Origin of the sequence: Thermoactinomyces sp. DSM 45892 (assembly GCF_900107305.1) — a bacterium.
Classification (GTDB): Bacteria; Bacillota; Bacilli; order Thermoactinomycetales; family Thermoactinomycetaceae; genus Baia.
The window spans coordinates 28805-51778 of the sequence record NZ_FNPL01000005.1; the positions used below are offsets into that span (position 1 = coordinate 28805).

The window sequence follows — 22974 nt, forward strand, 5'->3', positions numbered from 1 at the left end:
AAGGGAGGAACCAAGGCGATGAATGCTGAGTTCATCGAGGCTCTCGGTCAATTAGAGAAAGAAAAAGGAATTAGTAAAGATATTTTGATCGAAGCGATAGAAGCAGCACTGATTTCTGGATATAAACGTAACTTTCACTCTGCTCAAAATGTGCGAGTAGATATAGACCGGATGTCAGGAAGGGTTCGTGTATTTGCAAGAAAGAGTGTAGTAGAAGATGTTCTAGATCCAAGGCTTGAGATTTCCCTTGATGCCGCAAAAGAGATCAATCCATCTTTCGAATTAGAGGATATCGTTGAAATTGAGGTAACACCTGCCGATTTTGGTCGGATTGCAGCTCAAACAGCGAAGCAAGTTGTTACACAACGGATTCGAGAAGCGGAACGCAGTATCATTTACCAAAACTTTATCGAGCGCGAAGATGATATTGTGACAGGGATTGTTCAGCGGACTGACAATCGTTACTACTATATTGATCTAGGTAGGGTGGAAGCGATTCTTCCACACAATGAGACGATGCCAGGCGAACGTTTTAAACATGGGGATCGTGTGAAGACGTATGTAACCAAAGTGGAGAAATCTACGAAGGGACCGCAAATCTTTGTATCACGTACACATCCAGGATTGTTGAAGCGATTATTTGAATTAGAGGTACCTGAGATTTTTGAGGGGATTGTCGAGATTCGTTCCGTTGCTAGGGAAGCGGGTCTCCGTTCAAAAATTGCTGTTTATTCGAGGGATACGAACGTGGACCCGGTTGGCGCTTGTGTGGGCCATAAAGGGGTTCGTGTACAGACAATAGTAAATGAATTACGAGGCGAGAAAATCGATATTGTTCGTTGGTCAGAAGATATGGATGAATGGATTGCGAATGCTCTTAGTCCGTCCAAGGTAACTTCTGTCACGATCTATGACGAAGAAAAAATGGCGCGTGTGATCGTTCCAGATCATCAATTGTCACTGGCTATTGGGAAAGAGGGTCAAAATGCCCGTCTAGCAGCGAAATTGACTAACTGGAAAATTGATATCAAAAGTGAATCAGAAGCAGGTTCGGATTCAGAATTAGATTTAGATTTATCGACTGAAGAATCATAAAGAGCCACTCCATGGATCTTCAATAAGGGAGGTGGTAGGGTTTGAAACAAAAGAAAATCCCTTTACGAAAATGTATCGCTTCGCAGGAGATGTTTCCCAAAAAGAGTCTCATTCGTATCGTTCGTACACCGGATAACGAAGTGCTAATTGACCCTACGAGTAAAAAATCAGGGCGTGGAGCTTATCTTTGTGCGAAAGAAGATTATATTGATTTAGCACAAAAGCGAAAAGCGATTGAGAGAGCTTTAAAGGTTCAAATCGATCCAGCTTTGTACGATCAGTTACGAGAGTATGCGAAGACGGTGATCCACGATGAGTAAATTTACTCAGCGTCTGGGATTAGCGATGAGGGCTGGAAAAGTAGTGTCAGGGGAAGATCTAGTCCTGCGAGAAGTACGATCGAAAAAGGCACGTCTTGTGATTCTTTCGCAAGATGCTGCCCAAAATTCAGAGAAGAAGATAACAGATAAGTGTAGTACTTATCAAGTTCCACTACTCCGATTTGGTACAAGACAGGAGTTGGGGCTTGCTATTGGCAAACCAGAACGTGTCGTCATAGCAATTACAGATCCAGGGTTTGCCCGAATGCTTCAAGAATCAATTGAAAAGGGATGACTGGGATGGCTAAGATGCGTGTGTATGAATACGCCAAAGCGCAAAATATGAGTAGTAAAGAAGTTCTCACGATTCTAGAGAGAATGAATACGAAAGTTAATAATCACATGAGCGTGATGGACGAAGGAATGATACAAAAAGTGGAGCAATTTAACAAAAAAGTAAAAGAGGAAGCAAACGCAAAACCAAGCGAGAGCAAGCCTCAGGGAGAGGCAACAACCCCAAAGAGTATGGAAGGAAATAAGAGTGAAAGTAGTCAGCGTCCAGCGAGTGACCGAGGTCCACGCCCAAGCGGTGATCGCGGCTCACGTCCAGGGGGCGACCGAGGCCCACGCCCAAGCGGTGATCGCGGCCCACGTCCGGGAGGCGACCGAGGCTCACGTCCAGGAGGCGACCGAGGCCCACGTCCGGGAGGCGACCGAGGCCCACGCCCAAGCGGTGATCGCGGCCCACGCCCAGGAGGCGACCGAGGTCCACGCCCAGGAGGCGACCGAGGCCCACGCCCAGGAGGCGATCGGGGCCCACGTCCAGCGAGTGATCGGGGCCCACGCCCAGGAGGCGACCGAGGCCCACGCCCAGGAGGCGACCGCAACTCACGTCCAGGAGGCGACCGCAATTCACGTCCAAGTGGGGGTGGAAACAACCAGCGCCCAGCTACCTTTGTAGCTCCTGATGTTCGCCCGACTACCGGTGCAGGCGGTCCGTTTGCTTCGAAGAAGGAGCAAGCTAAAAAGCATAGCCGTTCTTATGATTCTTCGGATGAAAGAAACTCCAAATCTCGCTTCGGCCCACGTAAAGGATTTGGTAAGAAGGGGAGAAGGCAGGCCCCGAAGGAGAAAATCGCTCCAGTCTTACCAAAAGAAATCGTGGTTTCTGGACCTCTTACAGTCGGAGAGTTTGCTAAGTTGCTTCGTAAAGAAGCGTCTGAGGTGATTCGTAGCTTAATCAAGGCTGGAATAATGGCTACCATTAACCAAGAAATCGATGTAGAGACCATGGCAGTAATTGGGGAAGAGTTTAAAATTCCAGTTACCTATAAAGAAGAGATTGATGAGTCTTTATTCGAAGATGTAGAAGAATCAGATGAAGATGTAAATCTTGAAGAGCGCCCACCCGTTGTTACGATTATGGGACACGTGGACCATGGTAAAACGACCTTACTCGATAAGATTCGTTCTTCCAATGTAACATCTGGAGAAGCAGGTGGAATTACTCAACATATTGGCGCTTATCAAGTGGAAGTAAATGGTAAAAAAATTACGTTCCTAGATACTCCAGGCCATGCTGCCTTTACGAGTATGCGTGCTCGCGGAGCACAGGTTACGGATATTACGATCTTGGTTGTAGCGGCTGATGATGGTGTAATGCCACAAACAATCGAAGCGATCAACCATGCGAAGGCTGCCGGTGTACCGATTATTGTTGCTGTAAACAAAATGGATAAGCTAGATGCAAATCCAGACCGTATTAAGCAACAGTTGACAGAGTATGAATTGGTTCCAGAAGAATGGGGCGGAGATACGATTTTCGTGCCAGTTGCCGCTATTAAAGGCGAAGGAATTGACGAATTACTTGAAATGGTCCTCTTGGTTTCAGAGGTTCAAGAATATAAAGCGAATCCGAATAAGCGCGCTCGTGGTGTTGTAATCGAAGCTGAGTTAGATAAAGGACGCGGAGCTGTTGCAACCATTCTCGTGCAAAATGGTACGTTACATGTAGGGGATGCAGTTGTAGTAGGGAACTACTTTGGTAAGATCCGTGCGATGGTAAATGATCGCGGACGTCGTGTAAAAACAGCTCTTCCTTCTACACCAGTGGAGATTTTGGGATTACCTCAAGCTCCAAGTGCCGGGGATCCGTTTATCGTGTTTGAAGATGAGCGAAAAGCTCGTGCAATTGCTGATCGCCGCGAGATGAAACAACGAGAAGAAGATCGTGGATCTAGAAGTCGCGTAACCTTGGATGATCTATTTAAGCAAATCCAAGAAGGCGAAGTGAAAGAAATTAATATCATTGTAAAAGCAGACGTACAAGGTTCTGCTGAAGCATTACGCGGCTCTTTAGAGAAGATTGAAGTTGCCGGAGTCCGGGTAAAAATTATTCATGTCGGTGTAGGAGCGATTACAGAGTCAGATATCACACTTGCTTCTGCTTCTAATGCGATTGTCATTGGATTTAACGTGCGTCCTGATAATAATGCTCGTACTGCTGCGGAGAAGGAAAGTGTGGATGTTCGTCTCCATACGATCATCTATAAAGCCTTAGAAGAAATTGAATCTGCTATGAAGGGCATGCTAGATCCTGAGTATGAAGAGAAAGTTCTTGGCCTGGTAGAAGTTCGTCAAACCTTTAAAGTATCTAAGGTTGGTACGATTGCGGGTTGTTATGTTTTGGAAGGTAAAGTCGTCCGTGATGGAAAAGTGCGCGTCATTCGTGAAGGTATTATTGTTCACGATGGAAAAGTGGATGCATTGAAACGCTTTAAAGATGACGTAAAAGAAGTGGCTACAGGGTATGAATGTGGCATTACCTTGGAAAATTATAATGATATCCAAGAAGGCGACCAGCTCGAAGTTTACGTGATCCAAGAAGTGGAGCGGAAGTAAGCCCTGCATCTCTTCGATGCCGATATCACATTTGTCTAGACGGAGGAGGTGCTGATCTTGGCACGCATCCGAGTGAGCCGAGTCGGTGAACAGATTAAGAAAGAATTAAGTTTAATTGTGCAACAAGAATTGAAAGATCCGCGTATTGGATTTGTTACCATTACTGATGTTGAGATGAGTGGGGACTTATCGATCGCTAAAATTTACATTAGTGTGTTTGGTAGTGCAGAACAAAAGCAAGATTCCTTACATGGTTTGGAAAAAGCAAAAGGATTTTTGCGTTCTGAAGTGGGCCGTCGTGTCCACATGCGTCATACTCCAGAACTAGTCTTCGTGATGGATGAATCTCTGGAGCATCATGCGCATATCTCCAAGCTGTTAAATGATGTAAAGAAACCGGAGCAAGATGCATGATGCATTCGTTTTCAGATGCGACTCGCTTCATCCAATCCGCAGACCATCTATTAATTACTGGGCATCTTCATCCAGATGGTGATGCAATCAGCTCAACTTTAGCAGCAGCTTGGATCTGTCAATCATTAGGGAAGAGAGTTACATTGGCTAATGATTCTCATGTGCCAGATCGATATCTGTTCCTCCCTAATGCGGATCAGATTCAGCCAGCTGAAGAGATAAGAAGGCAATTTCAATATGTACTCGCCCTTGATTGTGCGGATGAAGCCCGTATTGGAAAAGTACGCCATCTGTTTTCAGAAGGCGTACAGATTTGCAATATCGATCATCATGCGACCAATGATTTATACGGTGCAGTCAATATTGTGGTGCCAGATGCATCTTCTACAGTGGAGATCTTGATGGACTGGATCGAAGAGTTAGGGCTCCCACTCGATCAAACGATAGCAACTTTTCTCTATGCCGGAATTCTGACGGATACCGGTGGCTTTCGGTATTCGAATACGTCTCCAAAAGTTCTTAGGCAAGCTGCTAAGTTAGTTGGCACGGGGATTGAAAGTCATCACCTAGCCGATCGTCTGTTAGAAACGGTTTCGTTTCGGGAGTTACAATTACTCCAAGTCGCCTTATCGACTTTAACCCTTTCTTCTAACCGAAAAGTAGCTTGGATGGTATTAACCCAAGACGACTTTAACGGATTACATGCTACTTCAGATGATATTGGGGAGATTGTAAATTACGCCCGTAACATTGAAGGAGTAGATGTAGGAATTCTATTTCGTGAAGAAAGTGATCATATTAAAGTAAGTTTTCGTTCTCGCGGACTAGTAGATGTAGGGGAAGTGGCAAAATGTTTTGGTGGCGGCGGTCATGCTAGAGCGGCCGGTTGCTCTGTGGATGAGAAGTCGATGGAAGTAGTAGAACAACAAGTTTTACATGCAATTTATGAGCGTTTAGGAGGCTTGCCAGTATGACTTGGCACGGTGTTCTTCCCATCTATAAACCCCGTGGGATGACCTCTCACGATGTAGTGGGGCGCATCCGTCGCATTGCTGGTCAGAAACGAGTAGGACATACGGGCACGCTCGATCCAGAAGTGGAGGGCGTGCTTCCTATTTGTTTAGGGCAAGGGACGCGGGTGGTTGAATATATTCAGGATTTACCAAAACGTTATCGTGGTAGACTAAAGCTGGGAATAGCGACTGATACAGAAGATCAGACAGGTACTGTTATCGAAGATAGACCTCTCAATCATTTACTGACGAAAGAAGAAGTGGACCATGTATTTTCTTCTTTTTTAGGAGAAATGGAGCAGATTCCTCCGATGTATTCAGCTGTTAAGGTTCAAGGGAAGCGTTTATATGACTTAGCCCGTGAGGGAAAGGTCGTGGAACGCAAACCACGTAAAGTGACTATTTATGAGTTAACGTGTATTGGTTTCCAAGATGGAGAGTATCCTGAAATCGAGTTTGATGTATTGTGCTCCAAAGGAACATATGTACGAACACTATGTGTGGATATCGGAAGAGTTTGGGATACACCTGCTCATATGACATCTTTGACACGTGTAGAAAGCGGTTCTTTTCAATCAGAGTCTTGCTTTACTTTGGAAGAAGTAGCCGATTTACAAAAAAAAGGCCGTCTGGATGATGCAATGGTTCCTATTGGTGAGGCGATCTCCCACTTCCCTAGCTTAATCGTGTCGGAGCAAGAGGGATGTGATGTGTTAGATGGTAAGCCGATTCGAGTGGACCAGTTAGTGACACGTGATGCAGAGCTTATAAGAGTGTATACAGAGGCAGGGCGATTTTGTGCCATTTATCGGTTGGTGGAGGATGGCGTAGCAAAGCCGGAAAAAGTATTTCGGGATGTGGAATAGTATGCAAAGGAATCATATTACGTACCCTATACGACAAGTGAATAACAGTCGAGTTGTGATGGCATTAGGTAACTTTGATGGAATTCATTTGGGACATCAGGCTGTATTAGCAGAAGCGAGCCGATTAGCTGAAGAGCTACAAGCAAAACCAGCCGTGATGACATTTTCTCCTCACCCTCGTGAAGTGCTAGGGAAAGAAGCGAATTTGCGCTTTATGACCCCGCTTCCCGAGAAAATGCAACTCTTTGAGAAACATGGTCTCGAGGACGCTTATATTATGAAGTTCGATGAGGCGTTTGCGAAGCTTTCTGCCGATCAATTTGTGGAAGAAATTTTGCAGCCGCTGGGAGTGGTGGGAGTGGTAACAGGCTTTAATTACCGCTTTGGCCGTTTTGCAGCAGGAACGCCCCAAGATCTACAAAGGCTTGGACAAGGTCGATTCGTGACAAGACAGGTAGGTCCTGTGCTAATCGATCAGATTCCTGTCAGCAGTACACGAATTAGAGAAGCTCTAACCACTGGACAGATCGAGGTAGCTAATCGCATGCTAGGTCGTCCGTACCGAACGAGGGGCACGGTTATACATGGAGATAAACGAGGGAGATTAATGGGATTCCCGACAGCCAATCTACAAGAGCTATATTCTTATTTCCCTCCGAATCGCGGTGTCTATGTTGTTCGTGTTTTCCATGATCAACATCAAAGTTATGGGATTATGAATATCGGGATTCGCCCCACTTTTACAGACCCAGTGCCGAGAGAGAGATATGAAGTCCACCTTCTTGATTTTCAAGGAGACCTTTATGACCAAGTGTTAGATATTGAATATCTTCACTATATTCGTCCTGAGCAGAAGTTCCCCTCTATCGATGCCTTAGTAGATCAGATTCGAATTGACAGGCAACAAGCGATAGGATGGCTTTCTACACATGCTTCCATCTCCCTTGTATAATAAAGGTTTTCTATGATATAATGCTTCAGGTATACTGATGCAACCTTAGCTCGGATCGCTCGATTGCCTCGACGACAATCTGGGTTACAGGGGTTTTCGGTAATAAAACAGGAGGTGACATGCTAATGAGCTTGTCTTTAGAAAAAAAACGTGAAATCATCAGTGAGTATAAAACTCACGAAAGCGATACTGGGTCTCCAGAAGTGCAAATCGCTATGCTGACCTATCGCATCAATGAGTTAAACGGTCACTTGAAAGACCATAAAAAAGACCACCACAGCCGTCGTGGACTTTTAAAGATGGTAGGTCATCGTCGTAACTTGCTTACTTACCTTAAAAACAAGGACGTCACTCGTTACCGCGAGTTGATTGGCAAACTTGGTTTACGTCGATAGTTTCGATTAGCGGGGGTTTTGCACCCCGCTTTTTGTTATTTATATTAAATGACGTACGAGAAGGAAATACTGTTTAAATGAAGAATATTGGAATGTTGTCTCGTTGACGAGAGGAGGATTTAACAGGCATATGCAACATCAACCTGTTGTTTTTGAAACGGAGCTTGCCGGTAGGAAGCTTTCCTTTGAGATTGGCAAATATGCAACGTTAGCGAATGCATCCGTGCTTGTTCGTTACGGAGAATCGGTTGTCATGACTGCTGTTGTGGCATCCAAGGAGCCGAAGGACTTAGATTTCTTTCCTTTGACTGTGAATTATGAAGAGCGCTTATACGCAGTAGGGAAAATCCCAGGCGGTTTTATTAAGCGAGAAGGTCGTCCAAGCGAGAAAGCTGTATTGGCTAGTCGCCTAATTGACCGCCCTGTTCGTCCGTTATTTCCGGATGGTTATCGCCACGATGTGCAGATCGTAAATACGGTTATGTCAGTAGATCAAGATTGTTCGACTGAGGTTGCAGCGATGATCGGTACCTCTTTAGCATTGTCGATCTCAAATATTCCATTTGAGGGTCCCATTGCGGGTGTGATCGTAGGACGTGTAGAGGGGAAACTTGTACTAAATCCTACTGTTGAACAGATGGACAACTCGGACTTACACCTCGTAGTCGCAGGTACTAAAGATGGAATTAATATGGTCGAAGCAGGATCGAAACAGATTCCAGAAGAGACGATCTTAGAAGCAATCCTGTTCGGTCATGCAGAAATTAGCCGTCTGGTAGCGTTCCAAGAAGAGGTTGTGGCTCAAGTAGGTCAAAGTAAAATGGAGACCACTTTATACGAGGTGGATGACGAATTACAAGCCCGGATTAGCGAAATGGCACTCTCTAAGACCACTCTCGCAGTTCAAGTGGTCGAAAAGCAAGCTCGTCAGGAAGCGATCGATGCGGTGAAAAGCGAAGTTATTCAAGCTTTTCAAGCAGAGCTTTCAGAAGAAGAATTTGCTGCTGTGAGTAAGGACATCCATATCGTTCTGGACTCACTTGTTAAAAAAGAAGTGCGCCGTTTGATCTTGGAGGAAGGAAAACGCCCAGATGGACGTACGACCGAGCAAATTCGTCCATTAGTGAGTGAGACTGGCATTCTCCCTCGTACACATGGATCGGGTCTGTTCCGCCGTGGTCAGACACAAGTGCTGAGTATTTGTACTTTAGGTGCGTTAGGTGATGTCCAGATTTTAGATGGACTGGACCTAGAAGAGTCTAAACGCTTCATGCATCATTACAATTTCCCGCCTTATAGTGTAGGAGATGCTCGTCCACTCCGCGCTCCGGGACGTCGTGAAATTGGCCATGGTGCATTAGGTGCACGTGCATTAGAGCCGGTTATTCCAACAGAAGAGGATTTCCCTTACACCATCCGCTGTGTGTCGGAAGTACTAGAGTCTAACGGTTCTAGCTCCCAGGCGAGTATTTGTGCTTCTACTCTGGCGCTAATGCATGCAGGTGTACCTATTAAAGCCCCTGTTGCGGGAATTGCGATGGGCTTGATTAAAGAGGAAGACAAAGTAGCAGTTCTAACCGATATTCAAGGTATGGAAGACCATTTGGGAGATATGGACTTTAAAGTGGCTGGGACTCGCCATGGTGTGACTGCCTTACAGATGGATATCAAAATCTCTGGGATTAATCGTGAGATTTTAGAACGTGCACTTGAGCAAGCTAAAGCAGCACGTCTCCTTCTATTGGATAACATGGAGGCAACCATCTCCAAGCCAAGCGAAGAATTATCACAGTATGCGCCTAAAATCATGACGATGCGAATCCATCCTGATAAAATCCGCGATGTGATCGGACCTAGTGGAAGAGTAATCAATAAGATTATTGAAGAAACAGGTGTTAAGATCGATATCGAACAAGATGGACGAATCTATATTGCTTCTCCAGATGCGAAGGCAAATGATCGTGCAAAACAAATCATTGAAGACTTAGTACGCACGGTGGAAGTAGGACAGGTTTACTTAGGTACGGTTAAACGTGTTGAGAAATATGGAGCATTTGTGGAGCTATTCCAAGGGAAAGAAGGATTAGTACACATTAGCCAACTTGATGTGAATCGTGTTGCGAAAGTTCAAGATGTCGTGAATGTAGGCGATAAAATTGAAGTAAAAGTAACGGAGATTGACGATCAAGGACGTGTAAACCTCTCACGGAAAGTATTATTAAAGGCAGAAGAAGAAAAGAAAAAAGCGGACACTCCTTCATAGGAAACTCGTAAAAGAGTCAGAGCGATCTGTCTCTTTTTTATATGGAAAACGTGCTGAAATGGACAACTCCTGCATACCGTGTAAGCATAGGAGGTGTCCGAAAGTGAATGATTCCAAACGAATGATCGCTATCTTTATTTCTTTTATCATCGCCATATCTATTGTTCAAGCAGAGTTGATCCAACAATTTGTCATGCAAGTGAAAAGTAACTCCGTCTTCTCAGTCGTTCAATATACAGAAGAGGAAAAACGTTACTTACAAAAGATGAAAGCAGATGCACCCAAACACTACAAAGCACCGATTGATGCTAAAATGGATTCTATATGGAAAGCAATTCCAGAGTTAGAGGGACGAGAAGTAGATATGGAGGCTTCTCTGAAAGCTTCTATGCAAAAGAACAACGGCGAGATTGTCTGGAAATATAAAAAGCTGGCTCCTAAAAAACGTTTATCTGATCTGGTAAATACTCCTGTGTACAGAGGGAATTCTGAGCAAAAAGCAGTGGGTTTAATGGTGAATGTAGCTTGGGGTACGGAGCATTTAAAAGGGATGTTATCCATTCTTGATAAAGAAGGAATAAAAGCCACCTTCTTTCTAGATGGGTCTTGGTTAAATAAAAATCAAGAAGTTGCAAAAGAGTTAGTGAAGAAGGGGCATGAGATAGGAAATCATGGCTATACTCATCCCTTAATGGGGCAAGTTTCAAAAGAGCGAGTAGAAAGAGAGATTACTCGGACAGAGGATTTAATCTATCAAACTCTTCATATTCATAGCAAATGGTTTGCTCCACCTGCTGGTGACTTTAATCAACAAGTAGTAGAGATGGTAGAGAAGTACAAAATGAAAACAGTTCTCTGGACCTGTGATACGATCGATTGGAAGAAGAGTTCATCGCCCGAGAGGATCGTTAGTCGTGTTCAGAAAGTAGAACCAGGAATGCTTCTTTTAACGCATCCAACAGATCGCACTGTGGATGCCCTGCCTGCTGTTATTCAAGAAGTAAAGAAAAAAGGGCTTGTTCTAACAAGTGTCGGAAAAGTTCTATCACCAGAACGAATCGACTAATTGAGCGATCTTTTTAATTCTGCTATAGTGGGGATGTTAGCAAGGTTTTTCTGGCTCGCTTTTATAGATAGAGTAGGGGGATGACAGTGATCATAAAGCATACTCTTCCCAATGGAGTGAGGATTGTGGCGGAGTCTATTCCGCATGTCCGCTCTGTTGCTTTGGGAATTTGGACGGGAGCGGGCTCTGAAAGAGAGACACCTCAAAATAATGGGATCTCGCACTTTATCGAACATATGTTATTTAAAGGAACGGCAACTCGAACGGCACGTCAGTTAGCGGAAAGCTTCGATGAAATAGGCGGACAAGTAAATGCTTTTACTGCAAAAGAGATGACTTGTTATTATGCAAAAGTGTTAGATGAGCATTTTTCAACCGCTTTAGACATCTTAACCGATATGCTATTTCATTCTCAGTTTGGATTAGAGGAGATTGAAAAAGAAAAAAAAGTGATTGTCGAGGAGGTTCGCATGGTCGAAGATACTCCAGATGATCTTGTGCATGATCTACTAGCAGAGGCTTCGCTAGGGAATCATTCACTTGGCCTTCCTGTCATTGGGACTGTTGAGAATATCCAGTCTTATACACGAGATCAACTTTTATCTTATATGAATGATCATTATCATCCACATAATCTGATTGTCTCCATTGCGGGGAACTTGCCGGATGACTTCTTAAGGCAAATTGAAGAGAAATTTGCAAACCATTCGGGAAGTCAGGCTCAGACTGCTATGGATCAACCTATTTTTACTCCGCAACAAAAAATAAAGCAAAAAGTAACAGAGCAAACACATCTCTGTATTGGTTTACCAGGTCTTGCGATCGGGGATTCTCGTTTATATCAGCTTATTTTATTGAATAATATCATGGGCGGAAATATGAGCTCGCGGTTATTTCAGGAGATTCGTGAGGAACGGGGTCTTGCTTATTCGGTATTCTCGTATCACTCCGCACATAAGGAAACAGGGCTATTTGCTATATATGCAGGGACTGCACCGGGACAGGAAGAAGAAGTTATGGACGTAATTCACTATACTCTGGATCAAGTAGTTGCACATGGGATAACCGATACAGAGCTAAGAAAAGCAAAAGACCAATTAAAGAGTAGTATTGTGCTCGGCTTAGAAAGTACCAGTAATCGCATGAGCCGACTGGGTCGTAATGAAATTTTATTGGGACGACATTACACATTGGACGAAATGATGGAGCTTATTACACGTACAACACTCGTTGAATTAAATGAGATGGCACGTACCACCTTTTCAACACCCATGTCGTTGGCGATGATCTCGCCGGATGGCATGGTACCTAATTCGTTTCGAGGCTAGGAGAAATGTTTATGGAACACATACAAATTATATCTTTACCAGGAAATGAAGATCTTCCTAAAATCGAACAGATGTCTCAAGGCGCAAGTGGCTTCGATTTACGAGCCGCTATTTCGGAAATGATTACACTAGAGCCAGGAAAACGAAAGCTGATTCCGACAGGTCTAGCTATGGCGATGCCAATCGGTATAGAAGCTCAGGTTCGCCCTAGAAGTGGACTCGCTTTAAAGCATGGGATTACGGTTCTCAATACGCCAGGTACGATTGATGCAGATTACCGCGGCGAGATTGGTGTAATTCTCATAAACTTAGGTGAAGAGCCGTTTGAAATTCACCGTGGAGACCGAATAGCGCAGTTGGTATTTCAACATGTTGCATCCGTAAAGTTGATAGAAGTAGAACAACTAGAAGAAACAGCTAGAGGAACAGGTGGATTTGGACATACAGGGAAATAGAAAGAGGGTGTCCACTTGACGGGTACACTGCGAATGAAACGTTTAGAAGCGGAGATTGAGATCCTTCGCTCCAAATTACATCGAATGGTCAATGGAAACCCTGCTCACCTGAAAGACTCGCGAGTTTTAAGCATTAGCCAGAAGTTAGATCTCCTTATTAATGAAATTCAACGTGAAAAAATGAAGTTGGTCAAATGAAACTCTAGCTCATTAAAATACCCTTACCATTGGTTGAGGGTATTTTTAATGGATTTATATCTTTCAAAAATTGATCATTGTCCTATGTCTGCTCACATAATATAAACCAATATAGCGAATTGAAAGGGGAGTCGAGACATGCGCTGGAGTGAGATGGCGAATAAGGAGTGTATCGATCTGACAAGTGGAGAACGTTTAGGTTCGTTTTCCCATGCTGATCTGGTGATTGACCCGAATAGTGGACAGATTGAAAGTATTTTAATTCCAATGGGGGGAACTTCGGTCTTTAAAAAGAGAAGTCATGAGGTACGTGTGGCATGGGGAATGATTCGAAAAGTAGGTCCTGAGATGGTCATTATCGATTCGGGTAGAAGATCCTAAAAAAGGGGTAACCGTGTAGGGCGTGTATACATATGATGCTGATAGATAGCCCAAAAAGGGAGAATCCAAAGCCTACCTGGGGAAAGGAGTAGAAGCGATGCTTATTGGCAAGCATGTCGTCTTCCTCGGTGGCGATGCCAGGCAACTGGAAGTCATCAAAAGCTGTATCGAAATGGATGCAAAAGTAAGCCTAATTGGCTTTGATAACTTGCAGAGTCCATTTAGTGGAGCCACCCAACGCCGACTAACGAATCATGTCTTAGCCCAAGCGGATATCCTTGTTCTTCCTATTATCGGAACGGATGATCAAGGGAAAATTAGCAGTGTATTTACCTCAGAGGAACTATATTTGACGGAAGAACATATAGCGGCGCTTCCGAGCCATTGTCTTCTCTTTACAGGACTTGCAAAAAAATATTTAAAAAACCTATGCGAGAGCAATCAAGTAACCTATTTTGAGTTAATGAAGCGAGACGATGTTGCAATCTACAACTCGATTCCAACCGTTGAAGGTGCTCTTATGATGGCCATTCAAAATGCTGATATTACCCTTCATGATTCGCAAACCATCGTACTCGGATTAGGGAGAGTAGGATTATCGTTAGCAAGAGTTCTACAAGCAATCGGAGCCCATGTGAAAGTGGGTGTACGCAAATCGGATGATTATGCCCGCGCTTTTGAGATGGGATTAAATCCTTTTTATACATCCGAATTAGGAGTACAAGTGGAGAAAGCGGATTTTATCTTTAATACCGTACCTGCTGTTATCTTAGATGCTGAGGTCTTAAGTCATACACCTTATGATGTAGTGATTATCGATTTAGCTTCGAAACCGGGTGGAGTTGATTTTGAATTCGCTGAAAAGCGTGGTATTAAAGCGATTTTAGCACCTAGTTTACCGGGTATTGTTGCGCCCAAAACGGCAGGTAAAATCATTGCTCGTACGATGATGAAATTGATGGTGGAGAATGTAGTCGAGGAGGGAAATCTGCAATGAATTTTAGTGGATTGACCGTTGGATTCGCATTGTCAGGTTCCCATTGTACTCATGATGAAGTTTTACCACAAATGAGAAGGCTTACGGAATTAGGAGCCAACATTGTTCCCATTATTTCTCATACCGTTGCGACTGTAGATTCACGATTTGGGACAGCGGAAGATTGGAAAGCAAAGATTGAAGAAATCACGGGGAAGCGTCCGTTTAGTACCGTTCAAGAAACCGAACCCATCGGCCCCTCGAAAATGTTAGACTGTTTAGTAGTGGCACCGTGTACTGGAAATACGTTAGCAAGGTTAGCGAATGCTTTAACCGACGGCCCCGTTCTAATGGCTGCCAAAGCACAGATGAGAAATCATCGCCCTGTGGTATTAGCGATTTCGACCAATGATGCTCTTGGACTAAATGCACAAAATCTAGCTCGTCTCTTAGCTACAAAAGATATTTACTTCGTACCATTTGGTCAGGATGCGCCCGAGAAAAAACCTAAATCGATGGTAGCACGTATGGAACTTATACCTGACACAGTCCTAGAAGCGATTGAAGGAAGACAATTGCAACCTTTGATAGTTGAAAAATATCGCTATTTCCCGTCATAATAGAAGAGGATGTTTATGGAGTTTGTAACGGGTTAAATAAAACAGATATATAGTGTGTGGGCTGGCACTTCGAGCGGCTAGCCTTTTTATCAAAAATAATGATCAGACAGCAATTGAATTGACTGTTTGCAGGAATGGAGAGGGACATTCATGTCAAAGCAAGGCTACACAGTTGCAGTTGTAGGAGCTACAGGGGCAGTAGGGACCCAGATGATTTCGTTTCTAGAAAAAAGAGACTTTCCTGTTGGGGAACTACGTCCACTAGCATCAAAACGCTCTGCTGGACAGACTATCACATTCCGTGGGCAAGAGATTGCCATTCAAGAAGCGACTCCAGAAGTATTTGAAGGAGTGGATATTGCCCTTTTCAGTGCAGGTGGGAGTATTAGTGAGCGTTTAGCTCCAGAAGCTGTAAAGCGTGGAGCAGTAGTAATTGATAATACAAGTGCGTTCCGCATGGCACCCGATGTACCACTTGTTGTACCAGAGGTCAATCGCTATGCCTTGCAAAAACATAATGGTTTAATTGCGAACCCAAACTGTTCTACTATTCAAATGGTAGTAGCGTTAAAGCCACTTTATGATCGCTATGGATTGGATCGAGTGATCGTATCTACTTACCAATCCGTATCGGGAGCTGGTTGGGAAGCGATCGAAGAATTACAACAACAATCGAAGTCAGTTCTCTCAGGCGAAGTGATGGAATGTAATGCCCTCCCTCAAGGTAGCTTACATTATCCAATCGCTTTTAATGTGATTCCACAGATTGATGTGGGTCTCGATAATGGGTTTACGAATGAAGAGATGAAGATGGTAAATGAAACGAAAAAGATTTTTGCAGATGATCGTATTGGTGTAACCGCTACTTGTGTTCGAGTTCCCGTATTCCGCGGCCATAGCGAGTCCGTATATGTCGAATTACAACAGGATTTTGATTTAGCAGAAGTACGTGAACTATTAGCAAATGCAGATGGAATAGTGCTTCAAGATAATCTATCTGAGAAAGAGTATCCGATGCCGATTCAAAGTGCAGAGGACACCAGAACCTTTGTAGGTCGTATCCGCCGTGACTTAACACATGAAAGAGGACTAAACATGTGGATCGTCTCGGATAATTTACTGAAAGGCGCAGCTACCAACGCCATAGAAATCGCTGAAGCGCTGGTGGAAGACGGGCTGGTAAGAAGGGGTTAATCATGAAAATACTGGTACAAAAATTTGGAGGCACCTCCGTTGCTACATCTGAAATGAGAGACCGGGTATTGCATCATATTAAAAGTGCTCTCGCTGATGGATATAGCTTAGTAGTTGTGCTTTCAGCAATGGGACGAAAAGGTGAACCATACGCAACTGATACATTTTTAGAGTTGATCCATCATAATGGAGCTGGTCTAGCACCGAGAGAATTAGACTTGCTACTTCACTGCGGAGAATTGATATCTTCGTCTGTTTTTTCAAGCATGCTACATCTAAATGAAATTGATCATGTTGTATTAACAGGTGGACAAGCGGGAATTATCACCAATGATCATTTTACCAATGCACAGATTGTTGATCTAAAGCCAAAGCGAATCACACAAGAACTACAACGAGGAAAAGTTGTTATCGTGGCTGGTTTCCAAGGAATCACCGAAGAGGGAGAGATCACCACTTTAGGGCGTGGGGGAAGTGATACTTCGGCAACAGCGCTCGGGGTGGCCCTTAATGCTGAGTATGTAGATATTTTTACAGATGTAGCGGGGGTTTTAACGGCAGATCCACGAATTGTGGAGGATGCGATACCACTCCATACGGTAACCTATACCGAAATGTGTAACTTAGCCTTTCAGGGAGCGAAAGTTGTCCATCCACGTGCAGTTGAAATTGCGATGCAGACCAATGTTCCGATCCGAGTTCGTTCGACTATGTCTGATCATCCTGGCACGTTGGTGATGAGCCGTCCTGAGGCAGATCGGGTAGCGGGTGAACTGAGTGATCGCTTAATTACAGGGATTACACAGATGGCCAATGTGACTCAAATCAAAATTGCGGCGAAGCAGGGCCAATTTGACTTACAACTAAAAGTATTTAAAGAGATGGCCGATCACGGGATTAGTGTAGACTTTATTAGTGTAAATCCAAGTGGGATCGCATACACCGTACACGATGCTTTAGCAGGAAAGGCAGAACAGATCTTACGTGAATTAGATCTAGAGCCAGAACTAAGCCCGAACTGTGCAAAAGTCTCCACCGTAGGCGCTGGAATAACAGGAGTTCCTGGAGTGATGGCGAAAATTTTAGAAGCATTAACGGAAGAAGATATTCGAGTGCTACAGTCGGCTGATTCTCATACGACAATTTGGGTGTTAGTTCAAGGTGAAGACATGATTCGTGCGGTTCGAGCTCTGCACCGTAAATTTGAGCTGCACCGTGTTAATGATTAAGCAGGAGGAGATTTTATGAATTTTGGACGAATGGTTACGGCGATGTGTACCCCTTTTGATTCTAGTTTACAAATTGATTGGAACAGGCAAGCAGCACTCATTGAGCATCTAATTGCTACGGGTACAGATACGATCGTAGTTTCGGGTACGACAGCAGAATCTCCTACCCTTACAAAAGAAGAGAAATGCAGACTATTTGCTTTTACACTTGAAAAAGTAAAGAAGCGGGTAAAAGTAATCGCTGGAACAGGAAGTAACTCCACAGCAGATACGATTGCCCTAACGAAGCAAGCGGAGGAAATGGGTGTAGATGGAGTTATGTTGGTAGCTCCTTATTATAACCGTCCTTCTCAAGAAGGGCTCTATCAACATTTTGCAGCCGTTCACAACGAAACGAACCTTCCTTTAATGATTTATAACGTTCCAGGGCGCACGAGTGTAAACATTACTACAGAAACGCTCGTACGTTTGGCGGCTTTGCCGGGTGTAGTGGCAATCAAAGAAGCGAGTGGAAGTATCTCGCAGATTTCGGATGTGATTCGTCTCGTTCCGAAGGATGTGGCGGTTTATAGTGGTGATGATGCCCTAACTCTCCCTGTTTTAGCATTAGGTGGAGCAGGAGTGATAAGTGTGGCGAGTCATGTAGTAGGAATAGAGATGAAGGAAATGATCGATGCGTTCTTATCGAATGACCATCAAAAAGCACAAGTGATTCATCATACACTAACGCCAGTATTTCATGGACTCTTCTCCACAACGAGCCCTGGACCTTTAAAGTATGCTTTATCACGTATGAAGTTGATGGAAGAGCACGTCCGTTTACCCCTTGTAACGTTAACTTCTGAGGAAAAAGCAATAGCAGACGTTTGGATCAAAAGCATTTTATAGTTATCTAAAGATATCTCTTGCGGTCGGCCCAAGAGGTATCTTTTTTTTGTTCTCACTTGCAACATTAAAATTGAATCGTATATAATAAGAGCAAGTGTGATTTGTGCGGTTTAGGGTGATACGAAAGTTTATTAGGAGGTTACAAATTGAGTAAGAACCAACGAGGCAATAAATTATTGATTTTTGCTCTCGGTGGGATGGATGAAATCGGAAAAAATATGTACGCAATTCAATATGGGAATGATATCGTCGTCATTGACGCTGGACTTATGTTCCCTGATCAAGAAATGCTGGGGATCGATGTAGTGATCCCAGACGTGAGTTATCTTGTTGAGAACCAAGATAAAGTACGGGGAATTATTATTACACATGGACACGAAGATCACATCGGTGGCTTGCCTTATATCTTAAAACAGTTAAAGGTACCACTGTACGCTACTCAATTAACAATGGGGTTAATTGAGCACAAGCTACGTGAAGCTCATGTTCATGATATTAAGCGTACTGTGATTCATGTGAATTCGGAGCTGACACTTGGACGACTAAAGGCAACTTTCTTCCAAACAAACCATAGCATTCCAGATTCGGTAGGGGTTTGTGTTGATACACCAGAAGGGGCAGTTGTTCATACAGGTGATTTTAAGTTTGACATGACTCCAGTGAATGACCAGTATGCAGACTTGCACCGGATGGCTGAACTTGGGAAGAAGGGTGTACTTTGCCTTTTGTCAGATAGTACGAATGCAGAACGTCCTGGCTTTACAGGTTCTGAGCAATCCGTTGGTGAAAGCCTGAAAGAGACGTTCAGACATGCGAAACAACGCGTGATCGTTGCTACTTTTGCTTCCAACATTCATCGTATCCAACAAGTAGTGGATGCATGTGTACTTTATGGAAGAAAATTAGCTGTTGTAGGGCGTAGTATGATTAATGTAATCAATATTGCTACTGAGCTTGGATATCTGCAAATGCCTGAGGATCTTATTATTGATACCGATGATATTAATCGACTTCCTGGACATAAAGTAGCGGTTATCTCTACTGGAAGCCAAGGGGAAACGATGTCGGCACTTACGCGTATGGCAAATTCATCTCATCGTAAGGTGGAAATCCTACCTGGAGATACAGTAGTGATTGCTGCTACCCCAATCCCAGGTAACGAACGCGCGATCGGTAAAACGATAGATCAGTTGTTCCGAATTGGTGCTGATGTAGTATATAGTGCAGTTTCCCACGTACACGTGTCTGGTCACGGTTCTCAAGAAGATCTGAAGCTTATGCTCAGTCTACTAAAACCAAAATATTTTATTCCGATTCATGGTGAGTATCGTATGCTACGTGCTCACGCCCAACTTGCCGAAGCGGTAGGCGTACGACCTGAAAATGTATTTATTTGCGATAATGGAGACACAGTGGAGATCGTAAACGGGAGAGCTCGTTACGGTCCGAAAATCCCAACTGGCAAAGTTCTAATTGATGGACTTGGCGTCGGTGATGTTGGAAATATTGTGTTACGAGATCGGAAGCTCTTATCCCAGGATGGTATTCTTGTAGTAGTGGTCACCCTAAGTAAAGAACACGGTACCATCCTTGCTGGACCTGATATTATTTCTCGTGGTTTTGTTTATGTTCGGGAGTCTGAAAAGCTCCTTGATGAAGCAAATCATGTGGTTCGTAATACGATGGAACGCTGTATGAAAGATCAAGTTAGCGAATGGGCATCGTTGAAAACGAACATTCGTGATTCTCTAAGCAAATTTTTATTTGAACGTACTCGTCGTCGTCCGATGATCCTGCCAATTATCATGGAGGTATAATCCTCTACACTTACTTGAGCTGAGTCCTTTGAAATGCAGGGGCTCAGCTCTTTGTTGTGCCTCCACCATTCAATTAACTTTTTCAGGCTGGTAGGCATAAAATATGATGATAAATGCCCAGTAGAGGAGGATCTCTCTATGCTCGAACGTGTTCTATTTTTAATCGCTTGTAGTTATCAGACACAGTATCTGGATCGTCCTGAACAATTTGTTATTCCCAGTGGTTACGGGTATCAGCTTGTGGAGAAGCTTGCCACACCCCCTTCTCTAGGTGCTGATGGCTTTGGTTTTATTATGGAAAATCATAACAGTATCGTCATTGCATTCAAAGCTACTTCGCTTAAACCGTTTGACATTAGTATCGATATGGATATATATCAAACTCGTTTTCCTTGGATTATGGGAGCGGGGAAAACGCATAGAGGATTCACTTTTCTTTATGGGCTTTTAAGAAAACAGATCTTTTCTAGCCTTTCCAATCTTGCTCCTGTCGCTAATGGAAAAACAATCTTCCTTACTGGTCACAGTTTAGGAGCTGCCTTAGCCACACTAGCTGCTCTGGATTTAACAGTGAATGGCCCTTATCCGCGAATTTGTGTTTCTCACAGCGGTTCTCCCAAAGTAGGGGACCCTAAGTTTGTCGATTCATATAATTCTCTAGTCTCTCAAAGTATTCGCATTGCCAATATCCACGACTATATTCCTCTGAATCCAATCTCAGAGATTTCCCCACCTTTTACTGAAGAAACGATTTCTTATTCCCATGTCCATCATCTATTTCCGATTTCGTTTCAATGTAATAAGGAATCAACTCCACTAGATATCCCGCTAGGTAGAAATCATACGTTGAAAAACTATTTTAATACCGTTCGTTTGCAGGTCCCTGATTTTGCGATGAAAATGTGTGAGCAGAATCCCGGATTTTGTCCCGTGTTTTCGGATGATTTATGTAGATTGTCTGTTATTCAAAAGTAATGGTGCTTTTTACCCCTCTAAGTAGAGCATTGACTACTATTGGGGTATTCTTTATAGAGAAATGTTAACATTTATATTGAAATGAGTGTTTACAATACTTATGAGTATGTATTATGATTGGAACGCCATATTACATATATAAAGAGGATTGATACGATGAAGAAAATGATTCTAGCACTATCTGTAACCCTATTTTTTCTGACTGTTGGGACAGGTTGTACTTTTGTAAAAGACCAAGTGAATGTAACGGCAATTTTTGATGAGATGAGTAAGGTTGTTGATCAAACATGGATAGACATTGAATTCAATAAAAAAGCTAACGAGGAATTATCTAAATTTGAGAAGATGATTGAAGATGGTAATATTACTTCTGATATAGCTAAAAAAGCTCAACCACATTTGGATAATGCTTTGAAGGAAGCACAGGCGTATAGTGAAGCGAATAAAAAAATCGAAAGCGACATTCCCAAATTAAAAGAACTAGCTGCTAGATTTAATGATGTGGAAATAAAGAAATTAGCAGACCAATTTGTCACCGATTTTGAGAAGTCTACAAAATTAGATATTCAATTTAGTGCAGTCCAAGTACAATATATTGAAGCGAATGGTAAATGGTTAAAATCATTGGGTAAAGATGACAAAGATGTAAATGATATAGTGGATAAATATGATAATCTTTCGGATCAATCTGAGGCAGGTGTAGACCAGTTTAATAAGTCTTGGGAAGAATTTAGTATAAAAATGACTGGTGAGAAACTCAAAGAAGAGCCAAAATAAGTTCAAAGCGAGGGCTGGTAGCCCTTGAGATAAAGAACCTACATCAGCTTTCAGAATCCCCTTCCATATCAGAAGAGTTTCTTTATTTATTATAGCCATAAAAACATATATATTGGTCCAATTTCGTATTTACATGATTATATCCATGTATTATGATGAGAGTTGCTGTATCTACATATAATATAGAGGAATGATCATGTTGAAAAAATCGATTTTAGCACTTGTAGTATCTCTATCTCTGCTTACTGTTGTGACAGGCTGTTCTTTTGTTAAAGATCAAGTGAACGCAACGGCAATCGCTAACGATATGGATAAGATAGTTAAAGAAGCAAATAATAACGGAGAGTTTTCTAGGAAAGTCGATCTACAACTAGCCGAAATTGAAAAATTGGCGCCGGAGGGTAAAATCACTCCTGATGTATCCAAAAAAGCACAACCATTTTTGGATAATGCATTAAAAGAAGCAAAAGCATTTAGTGAGGCTATGAAAAAAATTGAAGCTGACATTCCCAAATTAAAAGAGTTGGCTGCTAAATTTACTGATGCTGAAACTAAAAAATTAGCAGAACAATTTGTTGCTGACTTTGAGAAATCCTCGAAATTAGACATTCAATTTGGTGTGGCACAAGAACAATTTGTTGAGGCCAAGGGTAAAAATGTTAAATCGCTAGGCAAAGATAGTTCTATTGATGATGCGCGAGTAAAGTATAATGATCTAGTGAATCAATCAGAAGCAAGTATAAACGAGTTCAATAAGTCTTGGAATGAGTTTAATAAAAAAGTGACTGGTGAGCAGGTTACAAAGTAAAGCTCATGAATAACAAATAATGCCCCACAACCTGTCTCGAACA

The 22974-nt window shown here is 43.0% G+C and carries 24 protein-coding genes; all 24 read left to right on the forward strand.

The window, feature by feature from the left end; translation table 11 throughout:
• The first annotated feature begins 18 nt into the window (after positions 1-18).
• On the forward strand, positions 19-1095 hold the full coding sequence (gene nusA / locus BLU58_RS05135; RefSeq protein WP_093291160.1) for a transcription termination factor NusA: 1077 nt from the start codon (positions 19-21) through the stop codon (positions 1093-1095).
• A gap of 41 nt (positions 1096-1136) precedes the next feature.
• The gene (rnpM, locus tag BLU58_RS05140) at positions 1137-1415 is read left to right on the forward strand and encodes an RNase P modulator RnpM (protein ID WP_093291161.1); all 279 of its coding nucleotides are present in this window, start codon (positions 1137-1139) and stop codon (positions 1413-1415) included.
• Positions 1408-1710, forward strand: coding sequence for a YlxQ family RNA-binding protein (locus BLU58_RS05145; protein ID WP_072332586.1), 303 nt, complete (start codon positions 1408-1410; stop codon positions 1708-1710). Before rnpM ends, BLU58_RS05145 begins: the two co-directional genes overlap by 8 nt.
• 5 nt (positions 1711-1715) lie before the next feature.
• Positions 1716-4316, forward strand: coding sequence for a translation initiation factor IF-2 (gene infB, locus BLU58_RS05150; RefSeq protein WP_143123711.1), 2601 nt, complete (start codon positions 1716-1718; stop codon positions 4314-4316).
• Positions 4317-4373: 57 nt separating this feature from the next.
• Positions 4374-4730, forward strand: a complete 357-nt coding sequence (gene rbfA / locus BLU58_RS05155) for a 30S ribosome-binding factor RbfA (protein ID WP_093291163.1) — start codon at positions 4374-4376, stop codon at positions 4728-4730.
• Positions 4727-5704 (forward strand): DHH family phosphoesterase, encoded by a 978-nt coding sequence (locus BLU58_RS05160; RefSeq protein ID WP_093291164.1) that lies wholly within the window; start codon positions 4727-4729, stop codon positions 5702-5704. Before rbfA ends, BLU58_RS05160 begins: the two co-directional genes overlap by 4 nt.
• The gene (gene truB, locus BLU58_RS05165) at positions 5701-6609 is read left to right on the forward strand and encodes a tRNA pseudouridine(55) synthase TruB (protein ID WP_093291165.1); all 909 of its coding nucleotides are present in this window, start codon (positions 5701-5703) and stop codon (positions 6607-6609) included. Before BLU58_RS05160 ends, truB begins: the two co-directional genes overlap by 4 nt.
• A 1-nt stretch (position 6610) precedes the next feature.
• Positions 6611-7561, forward strand: coding sequence for a bifunctional riboflavin kinase/FAD synthetase (locus BLU58_RS05170; RefSeq protein WP_176786498.1), 951 nt, complete (start codon positions 6611-6613; stop codon positions 7559-7561).
• Positions 7562-7686: 125 nt separating this feature from the next.
• Entirely contained in the window at positions 7687-7956 is a 270-nt protein-coding gene (gene rpsO / locus BLU58_RS05175; protein ID WP_093291167.1) for a 30S ribosomal protein S15, read from the forward strand.
• A gap of 130 nt (positions 7957-8086) precedes the next feature.
• A complete protein-coding gene (pnp, locus tag BLU58_RS05180; RefSeq protein ID WP_093291168.1) occupies positions 8087-10219 on the forward strand; it encodes a polyribonucleotide nucleotidyltransferase in 2133 nt (710 codons plus the stop codon).
• A 103-nt stretch (positions 10220-10322) separates the two neighbouring features.
• On the forward strand, positions 10323-11285 hold the full coding sequence (locus BLU58_RS05185; RefSeq protein ID WP_176786499.1) for a polysaccharide deacetylase family protein: 963 nt from the start codon (positions 10323-10325) through the stop codon (positions 11283-11285).
• An 80-nt stretch (positions 11286-11365) separates the two neighbouring features.
• On the forward strand, positions 11366-12613 hold the full coding sequence (locus tag BLU58_RS05190) for a M16 family metallopeptidase (protein ID WP_093291170.1): 1248 nt from the start codon (positions 11366-11368) through the stop codon (positions 12611-12613).
• An 11-nt stretch (positions 12614-12624) separates the two neighbouring features.
• Positions 12625-13068: a dUTP diphosphatase gene (dut, locus tag BLU58_RS05195; RefSeq protein ID WP_093291171.1), complete on the forward strand. Its 444-nt coding sequence runs from the start codon at positions 12625-12627 to the stop codon at positions 13066-13068.
• 15 nt (positions 13069-13083) lie between these two features.
• Positions 13084-13266 carry an aspartyl-phosphate phosphatase Spo0E family protein gene (locus BLU58_RS05200; protein WP_072332556.1) on the forward strand — a complete coding sequence of 61 codons (183 nt, stop codon included), beginning with the start codon at positions 13084-13086 and terminating at the stop codon, positions 13264-13266.
• 138 nt (positions 13267-13404) lie between these two features.
• A complete protein-coding gene (locus BLU58_RS05205) occupies positions 13405-13647 on the forward strand; it encodes a YlmC/YmxH family sporulation protein (protein WP_072332554.1) in 243 nt (80 codons plus the stop codon).
• A 97-nt stretch (positions 13648-13744) separates the two neighbouring features.
• Entirely contained in the window at positions 13745-14644 is a 900-nt protein-coding gene (gene dpsA, locus BLU58_RS05210; RefSeq protein WP_093291172.1) for a dipicolinate synthase subunit DpsA, read from the forward strand.
• Positions 14641-15243, forward strand: coding sequence for a dipicolinate synthase subunit B (locus BLU58_RS05215; RefSeq protein ID WP_093291173.1), 603 nt, complete (start codon positions 14641-14643; stop codon positions 15241-15243). The genes dpsA and BLU58_RS05215 overlap by 4 nt, the downstream gene beginning before the upstream one ends.
• A gap of 150 nt (positions 15244-15393) precedes the next feature.
• On the forward strand, positions 15394-16437 hold the full coding sequence (locus BLU58_RS05220; protein ID WP_093291174.1) for an aspartate-semialdehyde dehydrogenase: 1044 nt from the start codon (positions 15394-15396) through the stop codon (positions 16435-16437).
• A gap of 2 nt (positions 16438-16439) precedes the next feature.
• Positions 16440-17666 carry an aspartate kinase gene (gene dapG, locus BLU58_RS05225; RefSeq protein WP_093291175.1) on the forward strand — a complete coding sequence of 409 codons (1227 nt, stop codon included), beginning with the start codon at positions 16440-16442 and terminating at the stop codon, positions 17664-17666.
• Positions 17667-17681: 15 nt separating this feature from the next.
• Positions 17682-18554 (forward strand): 4-hydroxy-tetrahydrodipicolinate synthase, encoded by an 873-nt coding sequence (dapA, locus tag BLU58_RS05230; RefSeq protein ID WP_093291176.1) that lies wholly within the window; start codon positions 17682-17684, stop codon positions 18552-18554.
• A 146-nt stretch (positions 18555-18700) separates the two neighbouring features.
• Positions 18701-20371, forward strand: coding sequence for a ribonuclease J (locus tag BLU58_RS05235; protein WP_093291177.1), 1671 nt, complete (start codon positions 18701-18703; stop codon positions 20369-20371).
• Positions 20372-20509: 138 nt separating this feature from the next.
• On the forward strand, positions 20510-21346 hold the full coding sequence (locus BLU58_RS05240; protein ID WP_176786500.1) for a lipase family protein: 837 nt from the start codon (positions 20510-20512) through the stop codon (positions 21344-21346).
• A gap of 156 nt (positions 21347-21502) precedes the next feature.
• Entirely contained in the window at positions 21503-22123 is a 621-nt protein-coding gene (locus BLU58_RS05245) for a hypothetical protein (RefSeq protein WP_093291179.1), read from the forward strand.
• A 196-nt stretch (positions 22124-22319) separates the two neighbouring features.
• Positions 22320-22931 (forward strand): hypothetical protein, encoded by a 612-nt coding sequence (locus BLU58_RS05250; protein ID WP_093291180.1) that lies wholly within the window; start codon positions 22320-22322, stop codon positions 22929-22931.
• Positions 22932-22974 lie beyond the last annotated feature (43 nt).